This is a genomic window from Enterobacter cloacae complex sp. 370H10 (assembly GCF_050031535.1).
GTDB lineage: Bacteria > Pseudomonadota > Gammaproteobacteria > Enterobacterales > Enterobacteriaceae > Enterobacter > Enterobacter intestinihominis.
In genome coordinates, this window is sequence record NZ_JBLGWG010000001.1 from 1,580,299 (window position 1) to 1,605,520 (window position 25,222).

A 25,222-nucleotide genomic window follows, 5' to 3' on the forward strand; every position below is an offset into this window, starting at 1 on the left:
GGAGTTATCAGGGCGGGATTTTACAGCGTATCGCGGGGGATTTATACACTCTTGATGGCGCAGTTGAGGCGGGCAATCGTTGTAACATTGTAAAGAATGTTAATCAGTTATCGTTTATTGATCTCAGGCATCACATTGTACAAAAAATGACCTTATTATTAATAGGGTAACATGGCTGACAGAGGAGGAAATAGCATGTCCGTTGACAGACTGAAACGCGATCTGCTTAACAAGCTGATCAACGCCCGAATCGACCTGGCTGCATATCTGCAACTCCGCAAGGCGAAAGGGTATATGTCAGTCAGCGAAAGCGAAAATCTGCGTGAAAATTTCTTTGAACTTTGCAATTTCATGCGTGAAAAAGCACCCATCCTGAAAGCGCACTGCGCTGAAAACGAATTAGTGGCGCTGCGCCGCGCCGCCGAGGTGCTTTCCATCGCAGGGGTCTGTTTGATGAACGGACGTCACGACTGCCCGAATTTTATTGCCGTTAACGCGGAGAAGCTTGAAAACTGCCTGACCACGCTCGCGCTTTGCATCATGTGTCTGAACAAGCCGGAAAAGCTTGCCCGACACTGAACCCGGGGGAGGCAACTCCCCCTTTTGATTAAGCTTTTGTAAAAGTGTTAACGCACCCGGGAACAGTGGCTAATCTTTAAGCCATATGCCGATAAAGGAGTGCGTTATGCCTCGATCCTCGCTGCTTTTCCTCCCTGCACTGTTATTCCCGCTTTCGCTGCTTGCGGCGCCCGAGACGGTTAAGGTCGACGTGCTACAGACAAAACTGGATCACCCCTGGTCGCTGGCGTTTCTGCCTGATAATAAGGGGCTGCTGATCACGCTAAAAGACGGGCAGCTTAAGCACTGGCAGGCAGGGAAAGGGCTCTCCGACCCGATTATCGGCGTGCCGAAGGTCTGGGCGAGCGGCCAGGGCGGATTGCTGGACGTGGTGCTGGCCCCGGATTTTGAACAATCACGGCGGATCTGGCTCAGCTTCGCCGAGGCGGGTGATGATGGAAAAGCGGGCACCGCGGTGGGCTACGGGCGGTTGAGCGATGACCTCTCGCGCATTGAGGGCTTCCAGGTGGTGTTCCGACAGATGCCGAAGCTCTCTACTGGCAACCACTTTGGTGGACGGCTGGTGTTCGACGGCAAAGGCCATCTCTTTATTGGCTTAGGTGAAAACAACCAGCGCCCGACGGCGCAGGATCTGGATAAGCTTCAGGGCAAGGTGGTGCGCCTGACGGAGGACGGGAAAGTGCCGCCGGATAACCCGTTTGTGAACACCGCCGGTGCACGGCCTGAAATCTGGTCTTACGGCATTCGCAACCCGCAGGGGATGGCGATGAACCCGTGGAGCGACGCGCTGTGGCTTAATGAACACGGCCCTCGCGGCGGGGATGAGATCAACATTCCTGAAAAAGGCAAAAACTACGGCTGGCCGATGGCGACGCACGGGATCAACTACAGCGGCCTGAAAATCCCGGAAGCGAAAGGCGAGCACGTTGAGGGCACTGAAAAACCGCTGTTTGTCTGGAAAGTGTCGCCCGCCGTCAGCGGCATGGCGTTTTACAACAGCGACGTCTTCCCGCAATGGAAAAACAAGCTGTTTATCGGCGCGCTGAAGGAGAAAGACGTCATCGTGCTGAGCGTGAAGGGCAATACCGTGACGGAGGACGGGCGCATTCTTGGGGATAAAGATCATCGAATTCGCGATGTGCGCGTCGGGCCGGATGGTTATCTGTACGTGCTGACCGACGAGACGGACGGGCAGCTTTGGAAAGTCAGCCCGTCCGGGTCGTAATCAGGTCACCGGGATCATCACCACGTTGCGATACGCCGGGCGCTCGCTGAGCTGCTGGATCCAGCGCTCAAGGTGAGGGCGCGGGGTCCAGCTGAGACCCATGTTAGTGAGGTTCCAGACGAAAGGGGCGACGGCGATATCGCCCACGCCGAACGTGTCGCCGGAGAACCAGGTATGCTTCGCCAGTTCGTCGTCCATCATCGCAAACAGCGACTCGCACGCGTCCTGGGCGGCATGAATGGCGGGATAATCACGATCGGCTTCCGGCGTACGGATAAGCCCCATCAGGATCACGCGGTGCGTTGGGGAAAGCGTCTGGTTTGCCCAGTCCATCCATTTTTCGCCCTGCGCGCGCTGGGCTGGATTTTCTACCCACAGCCGACCCTGGCCGTACTGCGCGGCGAGGTATCGCACGATGGTGTTAGACTCCCACAGCGTGGCGTCTGTCTCGTCATCGCGCAGTAGCGGCACCAGTCCGTTTGGGTTCATCGCCAGGTAGTCCGCGTCTTTATTCACGCCAAACTCCAGGCCCGCCATAACCTGCTTAAACGGTAAATCCAGCTCTTCCAGCGTCCAGAGCACTTTTTTCACGTTGGTCGAATTGTTCCTGCCCCACAGCGTAATCATATTTACTCCCGATGAGATGTGAATCCGAGTCAGCTTTTCGCCATGGTGAGATAAACCTAACAATTACGCAACAGATGCTAAAAAAAACACCGCAATCAAAGCGTATCTGAATGTTATTGCATAAACTTTAAAAACTTTACCTGGAACAGGTTTCTTTGAAGGCTGTAGTGCGCTATTACTCATCGCTTCTTGCGACACGGTGATTGTGACGTGATTTTTAGAATGGACACTCGGGTGGCATTTATGACGCAAAAAACTTCCTCTCTGCGCAGCCTGGCGGCAGGCTCGGCGCTGCTTTTCCTTTTTGCCCCAACGCTCCATGCGGCGGAACAGACAGCGCCCGAAGCGCCGCCTGTTGATGCGCGCGCCTGGATCCTGATGGATTACGCCAGCGGGAAAGTGCTGGCGGAAGGTAACGCCGACGAAAAACTCGACCCGGCGAGCCTGACGAAAATTATGACCAGCTATGTGGTCGGCCAGGCGTTGAAAGCGGGCAAGATCAAGCTGAATGACATGGTCACCGTCGGGAAAGATGCCTGGGCGACCGGTAATCCGGCGCTGCGCGGCTCGTCCGTGATGTTCCTGAAGCCTGGCGACCAGGTCTCCGTGTCCGATCTGAATAAAGGGGTTATTATTCAGTCGGGAAATGATGCCTGTATTGCGCTGGCCGATTACGTCGCGGGCAGTCAGGACTCATTTATTGGGCTGATGAATGGCTACGCGAAAAAACTGGGTCTGACCAATACCACTTTTAAAACTGTTCACGGCCTGGATGCGCCGGGTCAGTTCAGTACCGCGCGCGATATGGCGCTGCTGGGCAAAGCGCTGATCCATGACGTGCCGGATGAGTACGCTATCCATAAAGAGAAAGAGTTTACCTTCAACAATATCCGCCAGCCTAACCGTAACCGTCTGCTGTGGAGCAGTAACGTTAACGTGGACGGCATGAAAACCGGTACAACTGCCGGGGCCGGATACAACCTGGTGGCTTCTGCGACGCAGGGCGATATGCGCCTGATCTCAGTGGTGCTGGGAACGAAAACCGACCGAATTCGTTTTAACGAATCCGAAAAACTGCTGACCTGGGGTTTCCGCTTCTTTGAAACCGTCACGCCGATTAAGCCGGACGCCACCTTCGTCAGCCAGCGTGTCTGGTTTGGTGATAAAAGTGAAGTAAACCTGGGAGCGGGTGAAGCGGGTTCCGTCACCATTCCACGCGGTCAGCTGAAAAACCTGAAAGCCAGCTATACCCTGACCGAGCCACAGCTCACCGCACCGCTGAAAAAAGGTCAGGTGGTCGGGACGATAGATTTCCAGCTTAACGGCAAATCTATTGAGCAGCGTCCGCTGGTGGTAATGGAAGCGGTGGAAGAGGGCGGCTTCTTCAGCCGGATGTGGGACTTTGTGTTAATGAAATTCCACGGCTGGTTTGGCAGCTGGTTCAGCTAAGTTTTTGCCGGGTGGCGGCTTCGCCTTACCCGGCCTACAACGGCTCGAACGTAGGCCGGGTAAGCGCAGCGCCACCCGGCATAACCTCAATACATCAACTTCACCTGCTGCGCTTTCGCGTATGCCACCAGCTCGTCATCCGGGCGGCAATCACTGACGATGGCGTCAAAGCGCGACAGTTCTCCCATCCTTGCCGGACGGACCTTGCCAAATTTACTGTGATCAACCACCAGCACATGCTGCTGCGCGGCGTTGAGCGCCCACTGTTTCACCGGTAACTCTTCAAGATTAAAACAGGTTGCCCCCTGTTTCACATTCACGCCCGCCGCAGAGTAAAAGGCGATATCAGGGCATACATTGCTCAGCGTGTCCTGAATATTCAGCGGCTTGAAGATGGCGTTGCTGGCATGAAATTCGCCGCCACACAAAATCACCCGGCACGCTGGTTTCTCCTGCAAGGCCAGGAAGGTATTTAGCGAATAACAGACGGCGGTAAAGGGAACGGTGCTGTCGATGGCCTCAATGATCCACGGGGTTGTCGTACCGCAGTCAAAAAACAGCGTTTGATGCGGCTGCACCAGCGAGGCGGCGAGCCGCGCGGCTTTGCGCTTCTCTTCCACCAGGCGTGTTTTTTGATCGCTTAACAGATAATGGCTGGCGCTACGCGGCTCCAGAACAATATACCCGCCAAGCAGCACAACGGGGGCGCTGTCGCTGTTCAGATCGCGACGAATGGTCATTTCAGACACGCCAAGCAGGGAAGCGGCTTCCTTAAGATGCAGCTTATCGCTGCGCTTCAGCGCCTGAAGCAGCTGAGCAATGCGGTCATCGCGACGTGTTTCCATAGATCCTCGGGCTAAAAAAGTGAGCCCCCGCAGGGCGGGGGCTCAAGTGTAACCTGACGGACCGGGGTTAGTCACGTATCCAGCCTTTGCGGATCGGAAGGGCAAACAGAACGCGATAGGCCTGTGATAATCCACGATAAAGCGCCGGGCCAAAGAGGCTCCACAGGATGGCTGCGCTGACGCAGCCCATCAGCCCCACCAGGAAACCGCCGACCATATCCAGCGGCCAGTGCACTCCCAGGTAGACGCGGGACCAGGCGATGGCGACTGCCACGCCCATCAGCACTACGCCGGACCACAGGCGATGCCAGAACAGGAAGGCCAGCGCAAAGGTGAAGATCACCGTGCCGTGATCGCTCGGGAACGAGTCATCCGGCGCATGGTGCAGGAAGTTGTAGCCGACGCGATCGACAAAAGGACGATCGTGCGGGAAGGCGTGACCCAGCACGTAGCTTGCCAGCACGCTCACGCCAATTGCCATCGCCATTTTGATCACCAGATGGCGCTGGGCGGTGACCTGTGTACGAGGTCCCCATAACCAGAGGATCACCGCCAGCGCCGGTACAATGCTAATCAGATCTTTCGCAATGAAGGTGGCGAGATCGATCATCCATTCCGGTGACGACGGTGTGGCGTTGAGCAGGTAAAACAGTTCGTAGTTCAGATTTTCTAACATAATCTCGTTACTCTTTAGCAAACCGGGCGGAAACCAGCCCGTAAACCAGCACCTGGGAAAACCAGACCCACCACCCGGCCCACAGGTTGTGAGAGAAAAAATGCGCGCCGCGCATGACCTGCCCGAAGCCCATCACCAGCCCCATAACAACGCCTGACGCGACAAAGGACCATGCCAGGCGCGGACGTTCACGCCAGAAGGCAAAAAACAGCCCCATCACCATAAACCCGCTGGAGGCGTGGCCGCCGGGAAAGCAGCGTCCCGGTCCGCTGTCTGCCGGAACGGCGCTGAACAGGGGATACGAAACGGACCTGCCGCCATATTCCACCAGATCCCACGGACAGCTGTGGTGGCTTATGCTTTTCAGCACCCCTACTACCAGCGCACCCAGCCCCATCAGAAGCGCGGCCGTTACCAGTCGGGCATTGCGTTTGTAAGCGCCGTAAATCAGCGATGCGGCAGCGATAACAATGGTCACATATTTCGCCAGCCGATGGTTCAGCAGATCCAGCAACGGGTTTTGCTGTAGCGGAAAATGATGCGTCGCTGCGTCATACCAGAAACCGGTTATCCATCGGTCAAGCGATTCATCGCGCGAAAGCCAGGTAAAAAGCACCGCAAGGGCAATAAGCACGAAAAGTTGATAACCATAAAAGCGGGCAGGCAAACGGTAAAGGCGTTTTGTCTTATTTGTCGGTAACTTAGATAATTCTGAAGGGCTGACGGTGTGTGTCATAGTTTCGGTCAATAACGTGAAATAGCACTATCATAGGGAGGGCAACTTAAGGAAACCTTAAACAACAACGATAAGTGCCTTATTTCTGAGTTTTCACATGATTGTGCTATCTCAGACAGCGGCAATTCATTACACTCATCGCGATTTTTTCATACTAAAGAGATTGCATGATAAACCGTTCTTCTTCCGGTAATCGTCTGGGTCGTCAGGCGTTACTTTTTCCTCTGTGTCTGGTGCTTTACGAATTCTCTACCTACATCGGCAACGACATGATCCAGCCAGGCATGCTGGCTGTGGTTGAGCAGTACAACGCAGGTATTGAGTGGGTACCTACATCCATGACCGCCTATCTGGCGGGTGGCATGTTTTTACAGTGGCTGTTAGGGCCGCTGTCGGATCGTATTGGCCGCCGTCCGGTGATGCTGACGGGCGTAGTGTGGTTTATCGTCACCTGTCTCGCCACGCTGCTGGCGCAGAGTATTGAGCAGTTCACACTGCTGCGTTTCCTTCAGGGCGTGAGCCTGTGCTTTATTGGCGCCGTGGGCTATGCCGCTATTCAGGAGTCGTTTGAGGAGGCGGTGTGTATCAAAATTACCGCGCTGATGGCAAACGTGGCACTGATTGCACCGCTTCTTGGGCCGCTGGTGGGAGCCGCATGGGTTCACGTCGCGCCGTGGGAGGGGATGTTCGTCCTCTTTGCCGCGCTTGCGGCTATCTCTTTCTTTGGCCTGCACCGTGCGATGCCGGAAACCGCCACCCGCCTGGGCGAAAAGCTCTCGCTTAAAGAGCTGGGGCGGGATTATAAGGCGGTGCTGAAAAATGGCCGTTTTGTCGCGGGCGCATTGGCGACGGGCTTTGTCAGCCTGCCGCTGCTGGCGTGGATTGCCCAGTCGCCGGTCATTATCATCAGCGGCGAACAGCTTAGCAGCTATGAGTATGGCCTGTTACAGGTGCCGATTTTTGGCGCGCTGATTATCGGTAACCTGGTGCTGGCGCGTCTGACGTCACGCCGTACCGTGCGTTCGCTGATTATTTTGGGCGGCTGGCCCATAGCGGCAGGGCTGATTATCGCGGCGGTGGCGACCGTAGCCTCGTCTCATGCGTACCTGTGGATGACGGCGGGGCTGAGTGTTTACGCGTTTGGTATCGGCGTGGCGAATGCTGGCCTGGTGCGCCTGACGCTGTTCGCCAGTGAAATGAGTAAAGGCACGGTGTCTGCCGCGATGGGGATGCTGCAAATGCTGATTTTCACTGTCGGTATTGAGGTGAGCAAACATGCCTATGCTTTCGGCGGTAACGGGCTGTTCAGCCTGTTCAATCTCGCAAACGGTGTGCTGTGGGTAGGTCTGATGGTGGTGTTCCTGAAGGACAAACGCGTCGGAAATGCCCTGCAACCGTAATCCTTATTCCCTCTCCCCCCTGGGCGAGCTCGGGACAGTTCCCTCTGCCTGTGGGCTTAGGGATCCCCAGTAATTTGAAAGCAAAAGCGATAACGTTGCCTCAGAATAACTGAGGGCTTTCAGCGATGCCTCGGTCCGGCTGTAAATCGCTGAGGCGTTTCCTGTAGGCCGGGGCGAGGCGCAGGGATGCGCCGAGAGGGCGGGCTTTACAGGGATGTTACCTCCGCCCGTCCCCGATAAGCCGGAAGGAATAAGCCGAAGGCACCGCGAAGCGGCGATTTTCCGCCGGAAGCCCGGGTCGCCAGGGTGGTGGCGACTGAGCCACCCTGGCACGTTCACCGGTCATGTCGTGACAGAGTAGCAAGGAACATAAAGTGAACGGAATGACCACCAGAGCCGTATGTTCCCCCTCACCCCAGCCCTCTCCCTCAAGGGAGAGGGGGCCATCTGTGCAGGCATTATTTTGTGGGGAACCCTCAGCCCTGTGGGAGAGGGTTAGGGTGAGGGCACCAGACCGCACGGAATCAATTAAACGGCGCCTTCCCCTCCAGCACCATATCAATCACCTCCAGCACCCCTTCGTCATTATTATTTGGCGCTTCATAGCGGGCTACCGCTTTAATATGCGGTCTGGCGTTGGCCATCGCGAAGCCAAACCCAGCCTGGCGCAGCATCTCCACGTCGTTACCGCTGTCGCCAAAGGCCACCACTTCACTGTCCTCAATGCCCCAGCGCGCTTGCAGGATCCGCAGGCCGTTAGCTTTGTGCACGCCAGGGATTATCAGGTCGATACTGCCGTGACCCGTGGTCACCGGCACCATGATGTCGCCAAGCTTCTCATGCAGCAGCGCCTGAATGCGCGGTATTTCGTCGTCAGAGACGTTAAGCCCGAACTTGAAGAAAATATCGTTGAGGTTGTCAAAGCTGCTGACGCTTTCAAGGCGGTGATAGTATTTCGCCGCAATTTCTTTGAAGAGGTCGTTATACGTTTTCAGCGTGTAGGCGCTGTTTTTTCCGCAGGCAATTATCTCAATGCCGGGCACGTCGTTTAACAGGGTGGCGACGGTCAGAAAATGCTCTTTCGACAGTTCGCCGTTAAACACGTCTTCGCCCGCATCCACCACCCAGCCGCCGTTTTCGGCGACGAAGGCGATTTCATGGGCGATCTCGGGGAAAAATGAGATCAGCTGGTAGTACTGGTTTCCGCTGGCGACCACAAAACGGATGCCTTGCGCTTTCATGCGCGCGTACTGCGCCAGAAAACGCGCGCGATTATAGGTTTTCGCATCGCTCAGGAAGGAGCCATCCATGTCGACTGCAATCAGTTTAACGCTCATATCCCTTCTCCATTGTCGTTTGTTCTGCTTCCGGTTTTGCCACCGCACGCGCCACCAGGGCGGCAATAATCACTAACCCTAACACCACCAGCATGGCGCTGCGCAACCCGTAGTGCTCACCGAGGAATCCAAGCAACGGTGGCCCCACCAGGAAGGCAAGGTAGCCCGTGGTCGCCACAACGCTCACGCGCGTCGGCGCATCGGGACCGGTATCGCTGGCAGCGGAAATGGTCAGCGGGAAGCCAAGGGAGGCGCCCAGCCCCCACAGGATCACCGACACACCGGCAATCCAGTCCACATCCACAAAGATGATCATCGCGATGCCCAGCCCACCCAGCAGGGCGCTGGCACGGACGACCGCCACGCGGCTGTAACGGTCGATAAACCAGCCGCCGGTAAAGCGTCCGACGGTCATGCCGAGCGTAAATCCAGCGTAGATCAGCGAGCCGGAGGTGGGGCTAAATCCGTGCCCGTCCACCATCAGCAACGGTAGCCAGTCGTTGGCGGAGCCTTCAGCAAATGCCATCGCCAGCACCACCACGCCAATCAGCATTAGCTGGAAATCACGATAGAAGGGCAACCCTTTTGCCGCAGACTTCTGTTCGTCCGAGGCGTGTTGTCCTGTGCCTGCGGGAATAGCCCTGATGCCGGTGAGGATCGGGATAATACAGACCAGCGCCGCCAGCAAAATGTGCACATTGGCCGCAATGCCCAGCGCCGTCAGCGCCATCCCCACGCCCGCGCCCGCCAGCGTGCCGAGACTGTAAAAGCCATGCATCATGGGCAGCACCGTTTTGTTCATCGCCTGTTCGACGGCGGCCCCCTCGACGTTAATGGCCACTTCAGCCGCACCAAAGCTGCCGCCAAATACCATCAGCCCAAGGGCAAACATCAGCGGCGAGGCGAACCACAGCGCCACGCTCAAAGCGAACATTCCCACCACGGCGCAGCACATGGTGGTACGGATCACCGCGCGCGTGCCAAAGCGCTTCACCAGCCAGGCCGAGCAGAGGATGCCGCTCATCGAGCCAATCGACAGGCCAAACAGCACGATCCCCATCTCCGCCGTCGAGACGGATAGCGTATCGCGGATTGCCGGGGTGCGCGTTGCCCAGGAAGCCATCAGCAGCCCGGGTATGAAGAAGAACATAAACAGCGCCCACATGCGCAGATGCAGGGCTTTGCGAGGAGAAGTTAGCGTCATTGGGATCAGCACCAGAAGTACAACAATAGCGACAACACTAGCAACTTTGTGTACATTTGTACATAAACCGGATGAGGATTTTATGAGCAGACCACCAAACGACCCTAACCGCCGCGAGAAGATACTCCAGGCGACGCTGGACACCATTGCTGAGCACGGTATTCATGCCGTCACGCACCGCAAAATTGCCACCTGCGCAGGCGTGCCGCTGGGGTCGATGACCTACTATTTCGACGGGATGGAGTCGCTTCTGGAGGAGGCGTTCACGTGGTTTACGCAGCAGATGTCTCAGCAGTACCGGGATTTCTTCGCGGGGGTGACCGGGCGGGAGAGGGCGTGCGAGGCCATTACCACGCTGATCCACAGTTCAGCCGTGACCACGCCACACAATATGGCGCTGATGTATCAGCTGTACGCTTTTATGCACCGCAGCGCCGCGCTGAAAACGGTGATGCAGGACTGGATGAAGATGAGCCAGACTACGCTTGAGCAGTGGTTTGATCCGGCCACCGCCCGTGCGCTGGATGCGTTTATCGAGGGGATGACGCTGCATTTTGTAACCGACCGGTCGCCGTTAACCCGGGAGGAGATCCGGGCGATAGTGGGACGGATTGCAGGCGAGGATACCGACTGATAGCGCTCGCCCCGGCTACGCCTGATGTCAGGAGATTTTTTTCCCGCTGGCGTCAACGACGACTTCGCCATCTTCCTTTGTAAATGCCCCTTTTTGCGCGTCCGGAAGGATGTCGAGAACGACTTCAGAAGGGCGGCACAGACGTGTACCCAGCGGCGTCACCACAATCGGACGGTTAATCAGAATGGGGTACAGCAGCATGAAATCGATAAGCTGGTCATCGGTGAAATTTCCCCCGGCAAGGCCCAGTTGCTCATAAGGCTCGACGTTTTTGCGCAGCAGATCGCACACGGAAATCCCCATGTCTGCAATCAGCCTGGTCAATTCATCACGCGACGGTGGGTTCTCAAGATAGAGAATAATTTCGGGTTCCGTACCGCTGTTACGGATCATCTCCAGCGTATTGCGCGACGTGCCGCAGGCCGGGTTGTGGTAGATAGTGATGTTGCTCATATCCGTTACTCATTACAGTGTGAAGGAGAGACGTAGCGCCAGCGCGGCGAGCGTCACAAACAGAACCGGCAGCGTCATTACGATGCCCGTCCTGAAATAGTAGCCCCAGGTAATGGTCATGTTTTTCTGTGCCAGCACATGAAGCCATAGCAGGGTGGCCAGGCTACCGATGGGGGTGATTTTCGGCCCCAGATCGCAGCCAATCACGTTAGCGTAAATCATCGCCTCCTTAATCAAACCTGTTGCCGCACTACCCTCAATGGAGAGCGCGCCGATCAATACCGTTGGCATATTGTTCATTATGGATGACAGAAAGGCGGTGATAAATCCGGTTCCCAGCGTAGTGGCCCAGAGTCCGTGTCCGGCTAAGCGATCAAGAACGCCTGAAAGAGACTCCGTCAGCCCGGCATTACGCAGGCCATACACCACCAGATACATCCCCAGCGAAAAGATAACGATCTGCCAGGGTGCGCCGCGCAGCACTTTCCCGGTGTTGATGGCGTGCCCGCGTTTCGCAACGGCAAATAAAATCAGCGCGCCAGTTGTTGCGATAGCGCTGACCGGGATACCCAGAGGTTCAAGCACAAAGAAACCGACGAGCAGTAGCAGCAGCACGATCCAGCCCGTTCTGAACGTCGGCAGGTCATGAATGGCCCGTGCGGGCTCGCGGAGTTTTGCCAGGTCATATTCCGGCGGTATTTCCTTGCGGAAGAACAGATGCAGCATTACCAGCGTCGCGGCAATTGCGGCGATATCAACCGGGATCATCACCGAGGCGTATTCGCTAAAGCCCAGCTTAAAGAAGTCCGCTGAGACGATGTTGACCAGGTTGGAGACAATCAGCGGCAGGCTGGCGGTATCGGCGATAAATCCCGCCGCCATCACGAACGCCAGCGTGGCCTGCTTGCTGAACCCCAGTGCCAGCAGCATGGCGATAACGATAGGCGTCAGGATCAATGCCGCACCGTCATTGGCGAACAGCGCCGCCACGGCCGCACCCAGCAGCACGATCCAGGTAAACAGCAACCGCCCGCGACCGTTTCCCCAGCGAGCAACGTGCAGCGCCGCCCACTCGAAAAAACCGGACTCATCCAGCAGCAAACTGATAACGATTACCGCGATAAACGTGGCCGTCGCATTCCAGACGATGTTCCAGACCACCGGAATATCGTTAACGTGGATCACACCGCTCGCCAGCGCCAGCGCGGCGCCAATGGTGGCACTCCAGCCGATACTGAGCCCTTTGGGCTGCCAGATAACCAGTACCAGCGTAAACAGAAAAATAGCCCCTGCCAGAAACATCTTTTACTCCGTTATATCTGTTTTTGTGAATGTGTTGTGGTCAGCACGAGCCCGGGAGGCGGTTTTTCAGCTTCATACGTGTCTCTTCTCGCAGGCAGTTCCAGCTGGTGTCGATAACGGTTGCCGCCCACGCGGGCATGTTGGGAGAGAGACGGTAGTAGATCCATTTACCCTCACGACGATCGATGACCAGCCCGGCCTCACGCAGTAAGGCCATATGGCGGGAGACTTTCGGCTGCGGCTCGTTGGTAGCGGAGCAGAGATCGCAGACGCACAGCTCGCCCGCTTCACGCAGAAGCATGACGATGGAGAGGCGCGTTTCGTCGGAGAGGGTTTTGAAGAGCTGGAGCGGGTGGAGCATTCTGTCATCCTGAATGTTTTTGTCATATGCATTAAATCATATGTGATTGTAGTAAAGGAGAGAAGAAGGAGATAGCAGGAAGGATAAAAAAGCGACTGGAGGACTCGCTAAGGTCAAAATAGTCTTTATGGCTTGTCCGGACTACTCCTGATAGTCATGGGAAAGAAACCGCCCCAGGGGGACGGTTTCTTTATATCTGCTCACTTTCAACGCTCTTCTGTGCTCAGGCGCAGCAGCGATCGTTCCAGGTGTCACGGTAAATGATATTCCCCTCCGTGTACTTCCATGAGACTGCTTCGTAACGCAATTCGAGCGTTTCAAGATGGGTGCTGCTCATCCCGTTAGGGGTCATGAAGGGTGCCACTGTCGTGAACTTAACGTTTTCCATCATGATATTGAAATATTCGGCCTCGATCCCGGACTCCAGAATGCGGTACATCTTAATGATCCCCTTCTTCATAACTCTCCCTTCGCACACGGCGCGGTAAAGAAGCGGGGTAGTCAGATCAAATTCTTTAACTATCGTAATAGGGCGATGGACGCGCGTGCCGGTGAGTTTACCCCAGCTTGGATCAACCGGAATGGTTACACCGTGGGAGAACGATTTTAGCTCTATGGAACCAAGACGCGTGGGCATCATGCAGCTACCGATAATCGGCGAACCGTTCTCGTCTTCTAGCCATAGGTGTGCGGGTGTAGACATGTAATTTCCTTATTAGTAAGCGTAACGCATTGATGTTCCTCAATGCCATATCCAGTAAGCCAGTCCCAGTGTTACCAGGTAAAACAGGAGGATGAATCCCTGGCTAACCTCAGGGAAGTAAACGTCAAGGACATAGCCAAAAATGAACGTGAGGATGATCGGGACATAGGTCCAGAAGAAAAACTGAGCCTGAGATTTGAACCAGCGTCTTAAAAAGCCCATCAGTGTCTACCCATTAGCTTCAGGATCGTGTCAGCAGCATCATAAGGGCTTTGACTGTCAGTCCATTGCTGGGTTAGCACGCCCGCGCGCATAAAAGCAGGCTCCACCAGGAAATACATCATCTCCAGTTCTCGCAGGTATAACGCTTGATAGTAGGCGGGATGCATCACTTGCAGGCGATGAGCGCTGTCAGCAGCTTTTTGCACGACCCCGTATATCCCCAGCCCTCCAATAGCCGCGCCCGTTAATCCTGAAACGACCTTTAACCCTGAAGGTGGAAGGGTCACATAGAGGCAAACAGTCGATGCGACGCCTGCAGAGAATGAATACGAGGTTAGCGTGCTGGTGGATATATAAACGTTAGCGCGCATTAGAGCATGCTGTATCGCTGATAATTCTGCCGGGGAATAATCCTTAACCAGCTCCTCTACGTACGTGTTGATTAGGTCAAAGACGATGTTCCAGCGAGAAACGAGATGGAATATGCCCTTTCGGAATCGAGCGTCCTCCAGGTTTTGTCGGGTGCATACATCGTAATATTCATCAGTAAAGCAGGAGGTGTAGTACAGCAGGCGTTGGGCACCGGCACCTATATTATTCAGGTGGCTCTTTACCTCTTCACCTACATCACGTACCGCCCGGTCCAGCTTCATTGCCAGTATCTTTTGGCTCTGAAGCTGGCGGATGATCTCTTCAGAATGGTACATGCTTACTGACCTCGCACTTCAGCTCAATTGAGCGATTTTTTGCTGCATCCCCTAAGACCGGCATTGCTATTACTGAACTTGAAAACTGCATTCCTGTCCCCTCCATAGTGTTTCTATCCGCTCCAGCGTATATCTGTAACTAATATGGAAGTTCAAAGCAGTTCATGTTTATGAAAAGCAGGGTATTTTTAGGATAATGACTTGATGTTTTTTAACCAATATGCGATTTATCGGCGAGCTTTTAGTGCGAATAGATAAGTTCAACATTGAGTGACTCGTTCCAAAATCCAACAGAAATATCATCACATACAGACTTTGCCACGCGCAACTAGTAGCGCTCTGGCGTGTTCCAGCCTTTCAGGCAGTTAGCGCCACCCTTAAAGCAGATCGAGCCCCCAGCAGGGCGCTGGCGCGTCACAGCATGGCCAAAAAATCTTTCGCAGACCAAAATCGCACTACACCGCACCCACCTGCGGTTTTTGGATCATAAAAATTTTTCAGTTTTATTTTTCTTCAAACCAGACCGCTTGGCCGCACCAGTGCTGGCGGCCTTGCGGAAAACCGCAACTGAAAAGATTGAAATGAATTTCAGTGTTTTTCACTTTTATGGATCTGTGGAGGATCTAATGAAACATGTAACCATCTGAAAAAAATGACATTTTGAATTTTAAGTGAAAAAAGAAGATCAAATTTTATGAGGCGAGAAGCTCAGGGAAAACCCGCAGGGTGAGAACTGGTGCGGGTTTTCCATTAGGCAAGAACCTATGAAAAACTGAAAAGATTATCAGTGTTAGGATACACATGATTTTATGGGGGTACGTTAGGAATGTAACTGGCCAAGTCGTTTCAAAGCCCTCTCTTCATTAAAATTACAGAGTATGTAACTTCTAATCTCTGCGCCCAATTTCTCATGAACGTAGGGGTAATGATGCTCGTCGATATAAAACTGTATATTGCAGTTATCAATGAATTCACCTAGTTCGTATATTTCATTTTTAATAACAGGTTGATAGTTGTACCTGTTTTGATAACTAACAAAGGGAATGTTGAATATATGTTCTTCATCAAAGGTGTTATCTTGAAAAATTTTCATCAACATTTTAAGTCCATCAGGGTTGAAATCAAATAATTCATCAACTTCTTTTCGATGTTTGAATTCAAATAATTGGTTGATTACATTTTTATATAGCGGATTAATAGTGCAGAAAGTGGTTTTTTTATCTAGTCGGTGTAGTGGCAATATAATCTTACTTTCAAGGAGTCCCATGAATGCCTTATTGTGCTCAGATTCACTATATGATTCCAGAGCAATTGTGCAATCACTTTTATTGAGCTTTAACATTATATTTTTGGCTTGGAATGAATAGTCATTGAAGCTACTTTTAAATAAGTCTAATTTCTTGCGCTCGCTTATCTCTTTTTCTGCTGCTTGTTTTTGAAGGTCCAATTTATTCTTTCTGAGTTGTATTCTGTTTTTGGTGAAACTGTATAGGAAGTCTACTGAGTTGAATAGAATGGAAGATGTCAAAGCACCAAATGAAAAACCAATTACTGTAATTAATCCTAATGATAATTCGCTGGGTAGCTTAAATGGGGTCAGCATTGGTGCAATAAAAACCCAGCAGAAAATGATCGAACCAGCGATTATCAGCAGCCTGAGTGACGATCTAAATGAAACAAGATTTGTTAAGTGCGATAGAACCGTTGCTAAAGGGTCAGCCATTGAGTCCTCCTCAGTTTGTAACCAGTTATCATATATGAATTATTAAGCATCAGGACTAAGGCGCATAGAGTGTCATACATCACAAACAGATAAATCTAGTGCGACACTTTTGTGTCACTCATTTCTCGGCCAACAAATACTTACTTGAATGCTTAGGTTTATTCAAAGTATCACGGGCTTTTTTGTTTCTGTTCATCCCAAGATTCGAGAATGAACATAGTCAAGGTATGTGCGGCATTTATAGCTAACCTAGCGTGGCGAGGCTTTAAGTTATAGATTTTTCTCCCGGCTCCGTGAGCTGAACTTGCGTGAGTTCGTAGGGCACCAATCCCATCAGTCAACGAATAAAGGCCACTAAGAATGCGTTTGAGGTCTTCATCTTCAACTGCTTTAGTATCAAGCCCTAAAGACTCGCGAACAACTTTCCATAGTCCCTGGAGATCTTGCTTAGCTGGAACCTGAAGTTTTTCATCGGCAATAAACACTTTGAAGGTAGATTCCATAATGTTACAGGCTGCGGATACTGCTTCTCTCGGATCAGTGTGGATATTCTCAAGTGCCCTGGAAAACTCCATCTCTACTGCGGGAATGTTGCGTTTACCAATTGCCTCTTTTAGGGTGACAGAAGTTATCGATGCTCCATCAGAAATATGTCCGCCAGTTAGATATCGCAATCCATATCGACCAAGCAAATCAGTCATTTTTTCGGCAAAATCAACCTTGGGTTGCTCCCAACCGAATATGCTGCCTTTAGGCTGATCAGCTTCCATGTAGCCTTCTATCAATCTGCCAAGGATTGCTAATGGGTCGTCACATTCTTTGTTGATTCTTCTCAGCCAGTCCTGTGCTTTCGCCGCTTTCGCTAAATCAGGAGCATCGCCAGGTGCATCAGCGTACATGAACAAACTGTTCATGGTTGCGTGAGTTTCGACTGAGCCCATATGGTCCGATAAAACCGAAATAACTGGCTGTGGAATTTGTCGTCCCATATAGACTCCATCAACGTGATTACGCGCTGCCGCCATTTTGTCGCCAATGGCTTTAGTGAAAGGTTATAAGTGGTTGGTTTTCAGGGGATAATATAGCAGGCAACAAAAAACCCATCAACCTTGAACCAAAAATGGCGGGGTTGATGGGCTCCACAAATTGGGGACATCAAAGAAAAGCAGTGGCACTAGTTATGACTGCACCCTGCGTAAAAAGTTCTGCGCGTAACGAAAATTTTTTCAGCCACACGCAATCTTGAGATTTATCCGAGTCCTGGCCAGATAATGATGATCAGCGTACCTGCCAGCGTCAGCAGCACGTTTGCGATGGCGTAGGTGCCTGCATAGCCCAGCGCCGGGATGTTGCTGCGCGCGGTGTCGCTGATGATCTCCATTGCCGGTGCGCAGGTGCGCGCGCCCATCATCGCGCCGAAGAGCAGGGCGCGGTTCATGCGGAGCACGTAGGCGCCGAACAGGAAGCAGATGACTACCGGTACCAGGCTGACGATAAGTCCGGAAACCAACATTTGCCAGCCGACCGCACCCAGGCCATTGCCAATGCCGCTCCCGGCGCTTAAGCCGACACCCGCCATAAAGACCATCAGACCGAACTCTTTCACCATGTTCAGCGCTCCCTGAGGGATGTAGCCGAAGGTGGGATGGTTCGCTCGCAGGAAGCCCAGCATGATCCCGGCGAACAGCAGACCGGCAGCGTTACCGATGCCGAAGCTAAAGTTACTGAACTGGAAGGTGATCATTCCGATCATCAGGCCAACAATGAAGAAGGCGCAGAAGGCTAACAGGTCCGTCACCTGACTGTGAATCGAGATAAAGCCGATACGGTCGGCAACGGTTTTAACACGTCGGGCATCGCCGCTGACCTGCAACACATCGCCTTTATTAAGCACCACGTTATCGTCGATAGGCATTTCAATCTGGCTGCGGATCACGCGGTTGAGGAAACAGCCGTGGTCGGTCAGCTTCAACTGCGCCAGACGGCGGCCCACGGCGTTGTGGTTCTTCACCACAATCTCTTCGGTGACGATACGCATGTCCAGCAGGTCGCGGTCGAACACTTCTTTCCCGTTGCGGAAGCTCGGATCGAGACGCGCGTGGGCGTCCGGGTAACCAACCAGAGCGATGTCATCGCCCATCTGGAGCACCGCGTCACCGTCCGGGTTTGCCAGAATGCCGTTACGACGGATACGTTCGATGTAGCAGCCGGTCTGACGGTAAATCCCCAGCTCGCGCAGGTTTTTCCCGTCGGTCCAGGCAACCAGCTCTGGCCCGACGCGGTAGGCGCGGATCACCGGCAGGTAAACTTTACGTTTGGAGTCCGTATCCAGACCACGCTCTCGGGCAATGGTTTGGGCGCTGGTCTGGAGATCCTGATGCTGAAGTTTTGGCAGATAGCGCGCGCCAACAATCAGGCTCACCAGACCAATCAGATAGGTCAGGGCATAGCCCAGGCTCAGGTTATCCAGCGCGGCGGAAAGCTGCGTGCCTGCCATGCCAGAATGACGAAGCGTATCCCCCGCGCCAACAAGCACCGGCGTGGAGGTCATCGAGCCTGCCAGCATACCGGCCGTTAAGCCGATGTCCCAGCCAAACAGTTTGCCCAGCCCTAACGCAATCAGCAGGGCGCTGCCGACCATCACCAGCGCCAGCATCAGATAATTTTTGCCGTCTCGGAAGAAAATGGAAAAAAAGTTCGGACCGGCTTCCACGCCAACGCAGAAAATAAACAGCATGAAACCTAAGTTAAGCGCGTCCGTGTTAATACTGAAATGTTGCTGACCTAATAACAGGGAGACGACTAAAACGCCAATGGAATTACCAAGTTGAACTGAACCCAGGCGCAATTTACCCAGACAAAGGCCCAGTGCCAGTACCACAAATAATAACAGGATGTAATTCCCATTTAACAAGTCTGCGACGTTTATATTCACGGAGGCTAACTTCTTGTTTACCAGTAAGTTGTTGAATGAAAGGACTATTTGGGCTACTGTTTTCAGAGTCAGGGAATCACTTTGCACCTCCCTGCTTCCTGATAAATACCCTAAACACTAGCAGGCGGTTAGTTTAATCGTAATAGCTACCGACAGCCACCTATTATCGCACGACTTGTGTGCGTGTTTTGGCAAGGATTGCCGCAATGCTTTATCTGACTGGGCGTCCACCGGACGATTTTTGTATTTGATAGAGATAAGTCAGGAGGATAGTTTGAACTTTAAACGAAACTGGGTTGGCGTAATCAGCTGCTTTTTGCTGTTTACGGTCGTTTGCATGTCGCTTGCTTTTAATGTGAAGGGCGCCTTCAGAGCGTCCGGTCATCCCGAGCTGGGCCTGTTGTTCTTCATCCTGCCGGGGGTAGTGGCCAGTTTTCTCTCGCGCAAAGGCGAGGTGGTAATGCCGCTGCTGGGGGCCATCCTTGCGGCGCCCCTCTGCCTGCTTCTGATGCGCGTGCTGTTTCTCTCGTCGAGAAGCGTCTGGCAGGAAGTGGCGTGGCTACTAAGTGGCGTTTTCTGGTGTGCGCTGGGGGCGCTCTGTTTCTTATTTATGCGCAGCCTGCTGCAACAGCGGAAGCACCATAAATAAAAGCGCCCTCAGGGTGAGGGCGTCTTAGCATTACTGAGCGGCAAACAGGCCCAGGTGCTCTTTGGCGTACGCTTCGAAATCGGTGCAGCCGCCGATGTGTTTCTGATCGAGGAAGATTTGCGGCACGGTTTCAACCGGTTTACCCACGGTTTTTTCCAGATCGGCTTTGCTGATGCCTTCCGCGTGGATATCCACGTAACGGAAGTTGAAATCATCACGTTCTTCAGTTAGTTTCTCAGCCAGCTCTTTCGCGCGCACACAGTAAGGGCATCCTGGACGACCAAAAATTACTGCAAACATTTCTCTCTCCTCAAAAAACAAGCCTGACGGCGAATAATCCCTATAGTGCACGATAACCTGCCGTCATGGAAAGAAGGTTTCACCTGTCACTTTGATACAGTCAGGCTATGTTTCGCCAATTACATCAGGTGGATCATTGCCTATACTGGCTGCCATACGTTTTACGCAATACAAAGAGAGACAAAATGACGCCAACCATTGACCTGCTTCGTTCCCACCGTTCCATTCGCCATTTCACCGATGAGCCGATCACCCAGGCGCAGCGGGACGCGATCATCGACAGCGCAAGAGGCACCTCCAGCTCCAGCTTTTTGCAGTGCAGCTCCATTATCCGCATCACCGATCCGGCGATGCGTGAGCAGCTGGTAACGCTGACGGGCGGACAAAAGCACGTTGCCCAGGCGGCTGAGTTCTGGGTGTTCTGCGCCGATTTTAACCGTCACCTGCAAATCTGTCCTGAGGCGGAGCTGGGGCTGGCGGAACAGCTGCTGCTGGGCGTGGTGGATACGGCATTGATGGCGCAAAACGCGTTCACGGCGGCGGAATCGCTGGGGCTTGGCGGCGTCTATATCGGCGGGCTGCGTAATAACATCGAAAGCGTGACGCAACTGCTGAAGCTGCCGAAACACGTGTTGCCGCTGTTTGGTCTGTGCCTCGGCTGGCCGGCGGATAACCCGGATCTGAAGCCGCGTATTCCTGCTGCGATGCTGGTGCATGAAAACCACTACCAGCCGGTCGATCAGGACGTTCTGCATCAATACGATGAAGAGCTGGCGAACTACTATCTGACGCGCGACAGCAACAACCGCCGCGACACCTGGAGCGACCATATTCGTCGCACCATCATTAAAGAAAACCGCCCGTTCATTCTTGATTACCTGCACAAACAGGGCTGGGCAACGCGATAGTCCCTTCCTCCTGCGCCTCGTGTATGATAGGCAGGCTTTTCCCATGTCTTTAGAGAGGTGCAGGGTGAAAATTGCCATATTGTCCCGGGATGGAACGCTCTATTCATGTAAACGCCTGCGAGAAGCGGCGGCGAAACGCGGACATCAGGTTGAGATCCTCGATCCGATGTCCTGCTATATGAACATCGACCCTGCGGCGTCGTCGATTCATTACAAAGGCCGCAAACTCCCGCATTTTGATGCGGTAATTCCCCGCATTGGCTCCCAGATCACCTATTACGGCACGGCCGCGCTGCGCCAGTTTGAAATGCTGGGAAGCTATCCGCTCAACGAGTCCGTGGCGATCTCACGCGCCCGCGATAAGCTGCGCTCGCTGCAGCTGCTGGCGCGCCAGGGGATCGATCTGCCCGTCACCGGGATTGCTCACTCCCCGGACGACACCAGCGATTTAATCGACATGGTGGGCGGCGCGCCGCTGGTCATTAAGCTGGTGGAAGGCACGCAGGGTATTGGGGTGGTACTGGCGGAGACGCGTCAGGCGGCGGAAAGCGTGATTGACGCCTTTCGCGGTCTGAATGCCCATATTCTGGTGCAGGAGTATATTAAAGAGGCCAAAGGGTGCGACATCCGCTGCTTTGTGGTGGGCGATGAAGTGGTGGCCGCCATAGAGCGGCAGGCGAAAGAGGGCGACTTCCGCTCTAACCTGCACCGCGGCGGTATCGCGCGGGTGGCCCTTATCAGCGAGCGCGAGCGCAAGATTGCGGTGAAAGCGGCGCAGACGCTGGGCCTGGACGTGGCGGGGGTCGATCTGCTGCGTGCCGACCGCGGGCCGCTGGTGATGGAAGTCAACGCCTCGCCGGGGCTGGAAGGGGTGGAAAAAACTACAGGCGTCGATATTGCAGGTAAAATGATCGCATGGATTGAACGCCATGCGACGCCGGGATTTTGCCTGAAAACGGGCGGTTAAATGGATCGGCGCGCACTTTTTGCGTAAGCTGGACAACGTTTTTATTTAAGAGGCTGCACAGCGATGGATTTACAGGTCGTACCTACACTGGATACGTTACGTCAATGGCTCGATGATGCCGGTATTACTTTTTTCGAATGCGACTCCTGCCAGGCGCTGCATCTGCCTCACATGCAAAATTTCGATGGTATTTTTGATGCCAAAATCGATCTGATTAACGACGTGATCCTGTTCTCGGCGCTGGCTGAAGTGAAGCCTTCAGCGCTGCTTGCACTGGCATCCGATCTGTCAGCGATTAACGCCAGTTCTTTGACCGTGAAAGCGTTTCTCGACATACAGGATGATAATCTGCCGAAGCTGGTGGTTTGCCAGTCTTTATTCTCCGGCGCGGGGCTCTCCTTCAAACAGTTCGCCTGGTTTATGCGCCTGAGCGAAGAGCAAATTTCCATGGTAATGATGGAAGCCAACGCACATCACCTGCTGTATAGCGCGGAAGATGATGCCGAGAATAATGATGCATCTTCCAATTTTCTCCACTAAGCCTGTCTGACTTTTGCGCAGTCGCTACCAGAGCGGCTGCATAACACCGCTTTTTCTGCTGCTTTTAACCTTTCTTTAAAGAATTTTTCACCTCCTCTCAGGCCGTTTCGGCTTATCACGTAGACATAATCTGCATAAAAAATTGATAAAAGGCGTTTTTTCGTCTGGGCTATAGCCGGAGACACGGGCTACAGTTATTCTTGCGGTGCTTAAAAAAGCGAGCGGAACCTGCCGGGAAGAGGGGTGTATTTTATTTCGGGCAGAGCGACAAACTATGCATGAATATTGCATATCTTCAGGCTGCACAGTTTTGGTTCGTTTGTTAACGAGCTTTCAGAAGGAATAACAATATGATCGCCTTGAATAAAAAATGGTTATCGGGTCTGGTTGCGGGTGCTCTGATGGCCGTCTCTGCCGGCACGCTCGCTGCGGAACAAAAAACGCTGCACGTCTATAACTGGTCTGACTATATTGCGCCGGACACCGTCGCGAATTTTGAAAAAGAGACCGGCATTAAGGTTGTCTACGACGTATTCGATTCCAACGAAGTACTGGAAGGCAAACTGATGGCGGGCAGTACCGGTTTCGACCTGGTGGTGCCCTCTGCAAGCTTCCTGGAGCGTCAGCTGACCGCCGGTGTCTTCCAGCCGCTGGACAAGAACAAGTTATCGAACTGGAAAAACCTCGATCCGGAAGTGCTGAAGCTGGTGGCGAAGCATGATCCGGACAACAAATACGCCATGCCTTACCTGTGGGCGACCACTGGTATTGGCTTTAACGTGGATAAAGTCAAAGCGGCGCTGGGCCCGGACGTCAAACTGGACAGCTGGGACGTGGTGCTGAAGCCGGAAAATCTCGAGAAGCTGAAAAGCTGCGGCGTCTCTTTCCTTGATGCGCCGGAAGAGATTTTCGCCACCGTGCTTAACTATCTCGGCAAAGATCCAAACAGCAGCAAGGCCGACGACTACACCGGTCCGGCGACCGACCTGCTATTGAAGCTGCGTCCGAATATTCGCTACTTCCACTCCTCTCAGTACATCAACGACCTGGCTAACGGGGATATCTGCGTGGCCATCGGCTGGGCGGGTGACGTCTGGCAGGCAGCGAACCGTGCGAAAGAGGCGAAAAACGGTGTGAATGTTTCCTACTTCATTCCGAAGGAGGGGGCGCTGGCGTTCTTCGACGTCTTCGCGATGCCGGCTGATGCGAAAAACAAAGAGGAAGCGTATCAGTTCCTCAACTACCTGATGCGTCCAGAAGTGATTGCCCACATCAGCGACCACGTCTACTACGCCAACGGTAACAAGGCCTCCGTGCCGCTGGTGAGCGAAGAAATCCGCAATAATCCGGCGATCTACCCGCCAGCCGATGTGTTTGCCAAGCTGTTCACCCTGAAAGTGCAGGAACCGAAAATTGACCGTGTGCGTACCCGCGCGTGGACCAAGGTGAAAAGCGGTAAGTAACGGCGTTTGATATCGTTGCCCGGTGGCGCTGTCGCTTACCGGGCCGACAAATCCCGTAGGCCGGGCAAGCGTTAGCGCCGCCCGGCGATGCGCACCCTGACGGTGCGTTTGCACCAGTGTTGATCTATGCCGGAGAGCACCCCGTGAATGACGCGATCCCCCGCCCGCAGGCGAAAGTCCGTAAAGCGCTGACCCCGCTTCTTGAAATTCGAAACCTCACCAAGTCCTTCGACGGCCAGCATGCCGTGGACGATGTCAGCCTGACGATCTACAAAGGTGAAATTTTTGCTTTGCTCGGCGCATCCGGCTGCGGTAAATCGACCCTGCTGCGTATGCTGGCCGGGTTTGAACAACCTACCGCCGGGCAGATCGTGCTGGATGGGGTAGACCTCTCCAGCGTGCCGCCGTACCAGCGGCCCATTAACATGATGTTCCAGTCCTATGCCCTGTTCCCGCACATGACCGTCGAACAGAACATCGCCTTCGGCCTGAAGCAGGACAAACTGCCGAAAGCCGAAATCACCGCGCGCGTGGCGGAGATGCTGAGCCTGGTGCACATGCAGGAGTTCGCGAAGCGTAAGCCGCATCAGCTTTCCGGCGGCCAGCGTCAGCGCGTGGCGCTGGCAAGAAGTCTGGCCAAACGGCCGAAATTACTCCTGCTCGACGAGCCGATGGGCGCGCTGGATAAAAAGCTGCGCGACCGGATGCAGCTGGAAGTGGTGGATATCCTTGAGCGCGTAGGGGTGACCTGCGTGATGGTGACGCACGACCAGGAAGAGGCGATGACCATGGCCGGGCGCATTGCGATCATGAATCGCGGTAAGTTCGTGCAGATAGGCGAGCCGGAGGAGATTTACGAACACCCGACAACCCGCTACAGCGCGGAGTTCATCGGCTCGGTAAACGTCTTCGAAGGGCTGCTGAAGGAACGCCAGGAAGACGGTCTGGTGATTGAATCGCCGGGGCTGGTGCACCCGCTTAAGGTTGATTCTGATAATTCCGTGGTGGACAACGTGCCGGTTTACGTTGCCCTGCGCCCGGAAAAAATCATGCTTTGCGATGAGCCGCCCGCCGATGGCTATAACTTTGCCGTGGGCGAAGTGGTACACATTGCCTATCTCGGCGATCTGTCGATTTACCATGTCCGCCTGAAAAGCGGCCAGATGCTCAGCGCCCAGTTACAGAACGAACACCGGTATCGCAAGGGACAGCCAACCTGGGGCGACGAAGTGAGCCTGTGCTGGGATGCGGACAGTTGCGTAGTCCTGACGGTATAA

General features: G+C 53.8%; 27 protein-coding genes. 12 read left to right on the forward strand and 15 right to left on the reverse strand.

What is annotated here, in order from left to right:
- The first annotated feature begins 195 nt into the window (after nt 1-195).
- Both bssR and ACQG2Q_RS07695 read left to right on the forward strand, forming a co-directional pair.
- Nucleotides 196-579, forward strand: a complete 384-nt coding sequence (gene bssR, locus ACQG2Q_RS07690; protein WP_063850253.1) for a biofilm formation regulator BssR — start codon at nt 196-198, stop codon at nt 577-579.
- A 106-nt stretch (nt 580-685) separates the two neighbouring features.
- Nucleotides 686-1,804 carry a PQQ-dependent sugar dehydrogenase gene (locus ACQG2Q_RS07695; protein WP_038415735.1) on the forward strand — a complete coding sequence of 373 codons (1,119 nt, stop codon included), beginning with the start codon at nt 686-688 and terminating at the stop codon, nt 1,802-1,804.
- On the opposite strand, the gene ACQG2Q_RS07700 is transcribed toward ACQG2Q_RS07695, so the two are convergent.
- A complete protein-coding gene (locus tag ACQG2Q_RS07700) occupies nt 1,805-2,431 on the reverse strand; it encodes a glutathione S-transferase family protein (protein WP_063138193.1) in 627 nt (208 codons plus the stop codon).
- A gap of 243 nt (nt 2,432-2,674) precedes the next feature.
- Here ACQG2Q_RS07700 and dacC point away from each other — a divergent pair, with 243 nt between their 5' ends.
- Nucleotides 2,675-3,880 carry a serine-type D-Ala-D-Ala carboxypeptidase gene (gene dacC, locus ACQG2Q_RS07705; protein WP_023299674.1) on the forward strand — a complete coding sequence of 402 codons (1,206 nt, stop codon included), beginning with the start codon at nt 2,675-2,677 and terminating at the stop codon, nt 3,878-3,880.
- An 86-nt stretch (nt 3,881-3,966) separates the two neighbouring features.
- Here the strand turns inward: dacC and deoR are convergent, their stop codons facing one another.
- The 3 genes from deoR to ACQG2Q_RS07720 form a co-directional block, all read right to left on the reverse strand.
- Nucleotides 3,967-4,725: a DNA-binding transcriptional repressor DeoR gene (deoR, locus tag ACQG2Q_RS07710; protein ID WP_022647554.1), complete on the reverse strand. Its 759-nt coding sequence runs from the start codon at nt 4,723-4,725 to the stop codon at nt 3,967-3,969.
- Between the two features lie 67 nt (nt 4,726-4,792).
- Nucleotides 4,793-5,401, reverse strand: coding sequence for an undecaprenyl-diphosphate phosphatase (gene ybjG, locus ACQG2Q_RS07715; RefSeq protein WP_022647555.1), 609 nt, complete (start codon nt 5,399-5,401; stop codon nt 4,793-4,795).
- 7 nt (nt 5,402-5,408) lie between these two features.
- Nucleotides 5,409-6,137, reverse strand: a complete 729-nt coding sequence (locus ACQG2Q_RS07720; RefSeq protein WP_063850254.1) for a phosphatase PAP2 family protein — start codon at nt 6,135-6,137, stop codon at nt 5,409-5,411.
- A 167-nt stretch (nt 6,138-6,304) separates the two neighbouring features.
- On the opposite strand from ACQG2Q_RS07720, the gene ACQG2Q_RS07725 reads away from it, so the two are divergent.
- On the forward strand, nt 6,305-7,537 hold the full coding sequence (locus ACQG2Q_RS07725; RefSeq protein WP_045621923.1) for an MFS transporter: 1,233 nt from the start codon (nt 6,305-6,307) through the stop codon (nt 7,535-7,537).
- A 524-nt stretch (nt 7,538-8,061) separates the two neighbouring features.
- On the opposite strand, the gene ACQG2Q_RS07730 is transcribed toward ACQG2Q_RS07725, so the two are convergent.
- Nucleotides 8,062-8,874 (reverse strand): Cof-type HAD-IIB family hydrolase, encoded by an 813-nt coding sequence (locus tag ACQG2Q_RS07730; RefSeq protein WP_063152071.1) that lies wholly within the window; start codon nt 8,872-8,874, stop codon nt 8,062-8,064.
- Nucleotides 8,864-10,078, reverse strand: a complete 1,215-nt coding sequence (locus tag ACQG2Q_RS07735; RefSeq protein ID WP_023299676.1) for an MFS transporter — start codon at nt 10,076-10,078, stop codon at nt 8,864-8,866. The genes ACQG2Q_RS07730 and ACQG2Q_RS07735 overlap by 11 nt, the downstream gene beginning before the upstream one ends.
- 82 nt (nt 10,079-10,160) lie before the next feature.
- Here ACQG2Q_RS07735 and ACQG2Q_RS07740 point away from each other — a divergent pair, with 82 nt between their 5' ends.
- Nucleotides 10,161-10,712: a TetR/AcrR family transcriptional regulator gene (locus ACQG2Q_RS07740; protein WP_058676909.1), complete on the forward strand. Its 552-nt coding sequence runs from the start codon at nt 10,161-10,163 to the stop codon at nt 10,710-10,712.
- Nucleotides 10,713-10,739: 27 nt separating this feature from the next.
- Here the strand turns inward: ACQG2Q_RS07740 and arsC are convergent, their stop codons facing one another.
- The 5 genes from arsC to ACQG2Q_RS07765 all read right to left on the reverse strand — a co-directional run bounded on the left by arsC (nt 10,740) and on the right by ACQG2Q_RS07765 (nt 14,460).
- The gene (arsC, locus tag ACQG2Q_RS07745; RefSeq protein ID WP_023305765.1) at nt 10,740-11,165 is read right to left on the reverse strand and encodes a glutaredoxin-dependent arsenate reductase; all 426 of its coding nucleotides are present in this window, start codon (nt 11,163-11,165) and stop codon (nt 10,740-10,742) included.
- Between the two features lie 12 nt (nt 11,166-11,177).
- Nucleotides 11,178-12,467 (reverse strand): arsenic transporter, encoded by a 1,290-nt coding sequence (locus ACQG2Q_RS07750; protein ID WP_058676908.1) that lies wholly within the window; start codon nt 12,465-12,467, stop codon nt 11,178-11,180.
- Nucleotides 12,468-12,507: 40 nt separating this feature from the next.
- Nucleotides 12,508-12,828, reverse strand: coding sequence for a metalloregulator ArsR/SmtB family transcription factor (locus tag ACQG2Q_RS07755; RefSeq protein ID WP_022647563.1), 321 nt, complete (start codon nt 12,826-12,828; stop codon nt 12,508-12,510).
- 223 nt (nt 12,829-13,051) lie between these two features.
- A complete protein-coding gene (locus ACQG2Q_RS07760) occupies nt 13,052-13,531 on the reverse strand; it encodes an Hcp family type VI secretion system effector (protein ID WP_058676907.1) in 480 nt (159 codons plus the stop codon).
- Between the two features lie 221 nt (nt 13,532-13,752).
- Entirely contained in the window at nt 13,753-14,460 is a 708-nt protein-coding gene (locus tag ACQG2Q_RS07765; protein ID WP_023305769.1) for a hypothetical protein, read from the reverse strand.
- A gap of 344 nt (nt 14,461-14,804) precedes the next feature.
- Between ACQG2Q_RS07765 and ACQG2Q_RS07770 the strand changes: the two genes are divergently transcribed.
- Nucleotides 14,805-15,107, forward strand: coding sequence for a hypothetical protein (locus tag ACQG2Q_RS07770; RefSeq protein WP_139154169.1), 303 nt, complete (start codon nt 14,805-14,807; stop codon nt 15,105-15,107).
- A gap of 173 nt (nt 15,108-15,280) precedes the next feature.
- On the opposite strand, the gene ACQG2Q_RS07775 is transcribed toward ACQG2Q_RS07770, so the two are convergent.
- The 3 genes from ACQG2Q_RS07775 to ACQG2Q_RS07785 form a co-directional block, all read right to left on the reverse strand.
- Nucleotides 15,281-16,183, reverse strand: a complete 903-nt coding sequence (locus tag ACQG2Q_RS07775; RefSeq protein ID WP_063849213.1) for a hypothetical protein — start codon at nt 16,181-16,183, stop codon at nt 15,281-15,283.
- A gap of 170 nt (nt 16,184-16,353) precedes the next feature.
- Nucleotides 16,354-17,172, reverse strand: a complete 819-nt coding sequence (locus ACQG2Q_RS07780; protein ID WP_045308519.1) for an abortive infection family protein — start codon at nt 17,170-17,172, stop codon at nt 16,354-16,356.
- A 260-nt stretch (nt 17,173-17,432) separates the two neighbouring features.
- Nucleotides 17,433-19,118, reverse strand: coding sequence for an aspartate:alanine antiporter (locus ACQG2Q_RS07785; protein WP_001024855.1), 1,686 nt, complete (start codon nt 19,116-19,118; stop codon nt 17,433-17,435).
- Between the two features lie 274 nt (nt 19,119-19,392).
- On the opposite strand from ACQG2Q_RS07785, the gene ACQG2Q_RS07790 reads away from it, so the two are divergent.
- Nucleotides 19,393-19,767, forward strand: coding sequence for an inner membrane protein YbjM (locus ACQG2Q_RS07790; RefSeq protein ID WP_023299682.1), 375 nt, complete (start codon nt 19,393-19,395; stop codon nt 19,765-19,767).
- Nucleotides 19,768-19,797: 30 nt separating this feature from the next.
- On the opposite strand, the gene ACQG2Q_RS07795 is transcribed toward ACQG2Q_RS07790, so the two are convergent.
- Nucleotides 19,798-20,067: a GrxA family glutaredoxin gene (locus tag ACQG2Q_RS07795; protein ID WP_014169305.1), complete on the reverse strand. Its 270-nt coding sequence runs from the start codon at nt 20,065-20,067 to the stop codon at nt 19,798-19,800.
- A 185-nt stretch (nt 20,068-20,252) separates the two neighbouring features.
- Here ACQG2Q_RS07795 and nfsA point away from each other — a divergent pair, with 185 nt between their 5' ends.
- The 5 genes from nfsA (at nt 20,253) to potG (ending at nt 25,222) form a co-directional block, all read left to right on the forward strand.
- Nucleotides 20,253-20,975, forward strand: coding sequence for a nitroreductase NfsA (gene nfsA / locus ACQG2Q_RS07800; RefSeq protein WP_023299683.1), 723 nt, complete (start codon nt 20,253-20,255; stop codon nt 20,973-20,975).
- Nucleotides 20,976-21,039: 64 nt separating this feature from the next.
- Nucleotides 21,040-21,942: a 30S ribosomal protein S6--L-glutamate ligase gene (gene rimK / locus ACQG2Q_RS07805; protein ID WP_063849212.1), complete on the forward strand. Its 903-nt coding sequence runs from the start codon at nt 21,040-21,042 to the stop codon at nt 21,940-21,942.
- Nucleotides 21,943-22,005: 63 nt separating this feature from the next.
- Entirely contained in the window at nt 22,006-22,482 is a 477-nt protein-coding gene (locus ACQG2Q_RS07810; protein WP_022647571.1) for a YbjN domain-containing protein, read from the forward strand.
- A gap of 350 nt (nt 22,483-22,832) precedes the next feature.
- Nucleotides 22,833-23,945: a spermidine/putrescine ABC transporter substrate-binding protein PotF gene (gene potF / locus ACQG2Q_RS07815; RefSeq protein WP_022647572.1), complete on the forward strand. Its 1,113-nt coding sequence runs from the start codon at nt 22,833-22,835 to the stop codon at nt 23,943-23,945.
- Between the two features lie 143 nt (nt 23,946-24,088).
- Nucleotides 24,089-25,222 carry a putrescine ABC transporter ATP-binding subunit PotG gene (potG, locus tag ACQG2Q_RS07820; RefSeq protein ID WP_006809449.1) on the forward strand — a complete coding sequence of 378 codons (1,134 nt, stop codon included), beginning with the start codon at nt 24,089-24,091 and terminating at the stop codon, nt 25,220-25,222.